4 protein-coding genes are annotated in these 6,411 nt (G+C 64.9%); 1 reads left to right on the top strand and 3 read right to left on the bottom strand.

Translation table 11 applies throughout. The features are described from left to right. Positions 1-510 precede the first annotated feature (510 nt). A complete protein-coding gene (locus LJ655_RS21955) occupies positions 511-747 on the top strand; it encodes a hypothetical protein (RefSeq protein ID WP_230563319.1) in 237 nt (78 codons plus the stop codon). A 69-nt stretch (positions 748-816) separates the two neighbouring features. On the opposite strand, the gene LJ655_RS21950 is transcribed toward LJ655_RS21955, so the two are convergent. From LJ655_RS21950 to cobN, 3 genes are read right to left on the bottom strand one after another with little or no spacing between them, the layout of a single operon-like run. Beyond that, a complete protein-coding gene (locus LJ655_RS21950) occupies positions 817-1,431 on the bottom strand; it encodes a vWA domain-containing protein (protein ID WP_230563318.1) in 615 nt (204 codons plus the stop codon). 56 nt (positions 1,432-1,487) lie between these two features. Next, positions 1,488-2,588, bottom strand: coding sequence for a magnesium chelatase ATPase subunit I (locus LJ655_RS21945; protein WP_230563317.1), 1,101 nt, complete (start codon positions 2,586-2,588; stop codon positions 1,488-1,490). Then, positions 2,585-6,403, bottom strand: coding sequence for a cobaltochelatase subunit CobN (gene cobN / locus LJ655_RS21940; RefSeq protein ID WP_230563316.1), 3,819 nt, complete (start codon positions 6,401-6,403; stop codon positions 2,585-2,587). The genes LJ655_RS21945 and cobN overlap by 4 nt, the downstream gene beginning before the upstream one ends. Positions 6,404-6,411 lie beyond the last annotated feature (8 nt).

Genomic DNA, 6,411 nt, shown 5'->3' with positions numbered 1-6,411 from the left:
CTTGCATGTGTAAGGCATGCCGCCAGCGTTCAATCTGAGCCAGGATCAAACTCTTCAGTTCAAACCTGTTACTGTTTTTCGGGCTCTCTCGAACCCGGTCGCTCACTCAACGTACTGACGAAGTGTTCCACCATCTTCACGATGGCAAAACCTTCCTTTCATTACTGTGTGAGGCTTCTGATACCTTTTGCCTGGCAGCAGATTCCGCAGAATCCGCCGCCGCATCGCGGCATCAAGCGCCCACACTTATCGGCTGTTGGTTGTTAAAGATCGGTTCGCCCACTGCGCAGCGCCTGAATCACCCGGCACCGCGTCGTTTGCGTCGCTGCGTCTGCAGCAGAGAAACGAGATTATGGAGAGCGGTCCGCATTCCGTCAATAGCTTTCTCGCAATTTATTTTAAAAAGTTGAAGAGCTTAAAAAATGAGCAGTGACGTGCGAAAACTTCGATTAGTTAGTCATCCGATGGAACTAGCCGGTGGTCATCGCTCGACATGTCGTTGAGTGCGTCATGGACACTCGGCGAGGTGGCGAGCGGTTGCGCATCGCGTTCCGGTTGCGGTCAGCCGAATACGATCCGCAGATCGAGACGACGGCTGTTGTCCGCAACGTCCCCAAGGGCGAGACGCCCGGTGAGCCGACCATGCATGGGCTTGAACTGGATCGGCTCGATGCCGCCCAACAGATGGCGATGAAGTGTTCGTGTTCGATCGACTGGAAGAAGTGCAGTACTGGTCCAATGATCTGAAGTGAGCGCTATCGCTGAGAAGTAGCGCGCGCGGATGCGGCAGCGCAGACCTCGCTTCGCCCGCATCAATCAGCCGATCAACTCTTCCGGGGTCACGTGCCGTGCCCCCCACGCATCGGCGAGGACTTCACAACGGCCAAGCCGTATCGCACCACGCTCAAAATCGACGAATACGATTTCATCCGCATCAGCCGGACGCGCGGGTTCGTCGCGCGTGCGACCGTCAGTCAGAATCCATAGCCAGCGCTGCTGGGCCGGCCGCCGCCGCGCGCTGCGCCCCAGCAATTGCGCGGCGCTGCGCACACCCGACGCGAGCGGCGAGCCGCCGCCTCCGCCCACTGGCGCTAGCCATCGCTCGTTCCACCAGCGCGGCACCGCGGGACCAAAGCGTACGTCCGCACCCGCACCGCCGAAGCAGATCAGCGCTGCCTCGGCGCGCATCGCGCTAGCCCGGTCGAACAATCTGATCAGCAGACCCTTCGCGAGCGCGAGGCGCTGACCCGTCAGCATCGATCCGGAGCAATCGAGCACGAAACAATGCAGCACACCGCCGCGCGGCGTTGCGCGGACAAAGCGCAGGTGTTCGCGACGCAGCGTGCGCTCGCGCATCGCGGCCAGCGTCGCTGGCCATGCAATGCGCCTGCCCGGTTCGCCACGCGAAGGATCGCGCGGACCCGCGCCCACGCCTTGCCGCCATCGAAAACCGCTGCGCGAGTCAGCGGCGGCGCCTTTCCGATGGCTCAGCGTTTTTTTGCGTCGAGCGGAATCACGCTTTTGACGGGCACTGCCGCCGCCGGCTCGGGCGGCATATAGCCCCAGTCTGTGTCGGCGGAAGACGTCGCAAAGGCCGCCTGATCACCGGGCGCGCTGCCAGCGTCCTCATGCGGCCGCGTTCCGCCTTGCTGCTGTTCCTGATCCGGCCGTTGCGCATCGTGCTGACGCCGCCGATGAAGCAGCACCGCATCGGCGACGCACTCGACGTGCCGCACCGTGACCGCATCCGCCTGTTCGAACGCGGCCAGCGCGCGCGCCGCCCGCAGCATCACGAGATCGGCGCGCAGACCGTCGACGGCCGCGTCGATGCATAGCGCGCTCACGCGCGCGTGGACAGCATCGTCGAACGACAGCAGCGGCAGCGCGGCGCGCGCCGCGCGAATTCGCCGGACGTATGAAGCCTGCTGCGCCGCATGAGCGGCACAAAATCCGGCGGGATCATGGTCGAACGCGAGCCGCGCCTTGACGATTGCCTGCCGCACCTGCGGCTCGAACGCGTTCTGCAACTCGACCATCAGACCGAAGCGGTCGATCAGTTGAGGCCGCAACTCGCCCTCTTCGGGATTCATCGTACCGATCAGCACGAAGCTCGCGTCGTGACTATGCGACACGCCGTCGCGTTCGACGGTATTCACGCCGCTCGCCGCCGCATCGAGCAACGCATCGACGAGCGCATCGGGCAGCAGATTGACTTCGTCGACGTACAGCACACCGCGATGAGCCCGTGCGAGCAGCCCCGGCGAGAAGCGCACGGAGCCGTCACGCAATACGGTTTCGATATCAAGCGTGCCGATCAGGCGATCTTCGCTCGCGCCAAGCGGCAGATTCACGAACTGCCCTTCCGGCAGCAGCTCGGCAAGCGCGCGTGCGGCGGTCGATTTCGCCGTACCGCGCGGCCCGCTGATCAGTACGCCGCCGAGGCCGGAATCGATCGCCGCGAGCAACAGTGCCTGCTGCAACGAAGCCTGGCCGACCAGCGCGGCGAACGGAAAAACCGGTCGCGCACTCGCGCCCGATGCAAACCCTGTGCCATTCAAGTCGTCCGCTCCTCGCGTCGCTCCATTCATGTTTGCCTTCCTTCGATCTGCTGTTCGCTCGCAAGCAGATGCGTTTCAACCTGCGCGCGATAGTCGCCCGGCCGCTGCCACAGACCCCGCTGCATCGCTTCGAGCAAACGCTCGCAGACTGAATGCAGCGCATGGGGATTGTGCCGTTGCATGAAGGCGCGGGTATCGGCGTCGTTCAAATAAGCATCGGCAACGAGCGCGTATTGATGATCCGCGATCACGCGCGCGGTCGCGTCGTAGCCATATAGGTAGTCGACCGTCGCGGCGATTTCGGCCGCGCCCTTGTAGCCGTGGCGCTTCACGCCTTCGAGCCATTTCGGATTGACCACGCGCGAGCGGATCACCCGGGCGATCTCCTCCTGCAACGTCCGCACGCGTGGCGCGGCCGGATTGCTGTGATCGGCGTGATAGACGCGTGGCTGCTCACCGGCCAGATGCCGTACCGCCGCGACCATTCCGCCTTGGAACTGGTAGTAGTCGTTCGAATCGAGCACGTCGTGCTCGCGGTTGTCCTGGTTCTGCAGCACGACGTCCATTGCTGCGAGCCTTGCGCCAAACGCCTGGTGAGCCTCCTCGCCCGCGCTTTTCTGCGCGTATGCATATCCGCCCCAGGCCTGATACGCGTTCGCGAGATCGGCGTCGGTCTGCCATTGGCGCGAGTCGATCATCTCCTGCAGACCCGCGCCATAGGCGCCGGGCCGCGCGCTGAACACGCGCCAGCCGGCGCGCTTGCGCGCTTCGACCGGGTCCATGCCGCGCGCAATCAACGCATCGCGTTCACGCTGCACGCGCGCGCGAATCGGATTCTGCTCGGCCGGCTCGTCGAGTTCGGCAACCGCTTGCACCGCCGCATCGAACAGATGCATCACGTTCGCGAATGCGTCGCGGAAAAAGCCGGATACGCGCAACGTGACGTCGATACGCGGCCGATCGAAGGCGTCGATCGGCATGATCTCGAAGTCCGTCACGCGATGGCTGCCCGGCGCCCATTTCGGACGCACGCCGAGCAACGCGAGCGCCTGCGCGATATCGTCGCCGCCGGTGCGCATCGTCGCGGTGCCCCAGACGGACAGGCCGATCGCGCGCGGATAATCGCCGTGCTCCTGCAGATGCCGCTCGATCAACTGCTGCGCGGATTTCAGGCCGAGCGCCCACGCGGCTTGCGTCGGCACCGCGCGTGTATCGACTGAATAGAAGTTGCGGCCGGTGGGCAATACGTCGGGCCGTCCGCGCGACGGCGAGCCGCTCGGACCCGGCGGCACGAAACGTCCTTCGAGGCCGCGCTTCAGTTGCGTCATTTCTTGCGGGCCGCAGGCGTCGAGACGCGGCAGCACGTCGTCGCGCAGGCGCGCGATAACCTGTGCCGCTTGCAGCAGATTTTCGCCGGCGACTGGCCCGGCTTGCGGACGATCGGCAGCATCGCAATCGTCACAGCACGCATCGCGCAACAATCCGGCCGCGAGCAACTCCAAACGCTCGCGCGTATCGCCGTAATGTCGCCACGGCGCATCGCTGACCCGCTGCAATACATCGGGACGCGGGCCGTCCCACGCGGCCGCCCAATCGACGCTCAACGGATCGAACAGATGATCCATGCGCAGATCGCGCGCCAGCGCGTCGATGAGCCCCGCTTTGCGGCCCTGTCCATCGCCGACCGGAAAGCGCCCGAGCGCGAGCAACGTATCGCGCCGCTGCACGCCGCGCGGCGACTGCCCGAACGTATGCAGGCCATCGCGAATCTGCGCTTCCTTCAGCTCGCACAGCCATGCATCGACGCGCGTCAGCAGCGCGTCTTCGTCGTCCTGTCCGCTCGGCGCCGCGAGACTCAGCTCTTCGTGCAGCCGATGCTCGACGATCGTCGTCAAAATCGTGCGCCGCAGCAGCTTCGCGCGACGCGGATCGACCATCAATGCTTCGTAGTATTCGTCGACCTGGCGTTCGAGATCCTGCAATGGCCCATAGCTTTCGGCGCGTGTGAGCGGCGGCATCAGATGATCGACGATCACCGCCTGCGCGCGCCGCTTCGCCTGGCTACCCTCGCCCGGATCGTTGACGATGAACGGATACAGATGCGGCATCGGCCCGAGAATCAGGTCTGGCCAGCACGCGTCGCTCAACGCGACGCTCTTTCCGGGTAGCCATTCGAGATTGCCGTGCTTGCCGACATGCACGATCGCGTCGACGCCGAACTGATGGCGCAGCCAGAAATAGAACGCGAGATACGCATGCGGCGGCACGAGTTCCGCGTCGTGATAGCTCGCGTAATCGCCTTGCTCGCGCGAACGCGAAGGCTGAATGCCCACAAACACCTGCCCGCAGCGCCAGCCGGCGATCATGAAGCGGCCGCGCCGCAGCGTCGGGTCCTGTTCAGGCTTGCCCCAGCGCGCGTTCAACGCGTCGCGCACGCTTGCCGGCAAGGCGTTGAAATGCGCGAGATAGTCGTCGAGCGCGAGGCTTTGCAGGGCCGGACGCAGATCGCGCACCACGGGATCGTTGGTCACGCCCTCGGTGAGCCTGCTCAACAACGCATCGCCGTTTTCGGGCAATTCACCGACACGGTAGCCTTCGTCGCGCAGCATCGACAGGATGCCGACCACCGACGCCGGCGTATCGAGCCCCACGCCGTTGCCGATGCGTCCTTCGCTCATCGGGTAGTTCGCGAGGATCAACGCGACTTTCTTCCCGGCGTTATCGAGCGAACGCAGACGGCACCAGCGCTGGCTCAACTCGGCGAGAAAGCGCACCCGTTCGTGGTCGGGCTGATAGCGGACCACGTCGACCTGGGTATGCGCACAGCGATACGCGAGCCCCTTGAAGCTGATCGCGCGCGTGATGATGCGCCCGTCCACCTCAGGCAGCGCGACATGCATGGCGATGTCGCGCGAATTGAGACCGTGGTTGTCCTTGAGCCAGTCTTCGCGATTGCCGCCGCTCAGGATCACCTGAAACACCGGCGCGTCGCCGGCGAGCGCGAGCGGCTCGGGGTCGTCGATCGCGGACGCGGCGAACGCGGTCGTGTTCAGCACGAGCGCGGCACCATGTTGCGCGCACAGCGACTGCACGATGTCGCGGCTCATTGCGTCCTTCAACGACGTGATCGCAAGCGGCAGCGGATTGAGCCCTTGCGCTTCGAGCGCATCGATCAACGCATCGAACACGGCAGTATTGGCGGCCTGCAGATGCGCCTTGTAAAACAGGATCGCGACGATCGGCGCGTCCTGCCGCCAGCGCACCTGCCAGTCGGCGATGGTGGGGGTGTCGCGCTCGGGGTGATACAGCGACGCAGCCGGCAACGCGCGCGGCGGCTCGGGTTCGCGCCCCCAGTCGAGCGCGCGATATGCGATGCAGCGCAAGAACGCCTCGGCGTTCTGCGGGCCGCCCTCGCGCAGATAGCGCCACAGCTGCTGGCATAGCTCCGCGCTCGCGGTGCTGCGCGCGAGCAGATTCGGGTCTTCCTGCAAGTCGCCGGAAAACATCGCGAGTGTTTGCTGATTACGCTGCGCGAGCGCGACCACCTGCTCGATGCCGTACGGCCAATAGGTTTCGCCGCCAAGATGATCGACCACGACGGCGCGCGCGTGCTGCAACACGTCCTCGATATAGAAATCGACCGAGGCCGGCTGACGCAGATACGTGACGTTCGCGAGCCGCACGCTCGGGAAGCCGTCGCCAAGACGCGGCACCACGCTCGCGAGCAGCGACAGCGTGGTGTCGGCGGAACTGAGCACGACGATATCGGCGGGCTGCTGATCGATGCGGATCACGCCTTGCGCATCGTCGACGAAGCCGCCCGGTGTCGTGCGCAGCAGATGCATGCTGGTGC

The sequence above is a fragment of the Paraburkholderia translucens genome (genome assembly GCF_020881035.1).
GTDB lineage: Bacteria > Pseudomonadota > Gammaproteobacteria > Burkholderiales > Burkholderiaceae > Paraburkholderia > Paraburkholderia translucens.
This window is presented reverse-complemented; position numbering and strand designations above follow the sequence as displayed.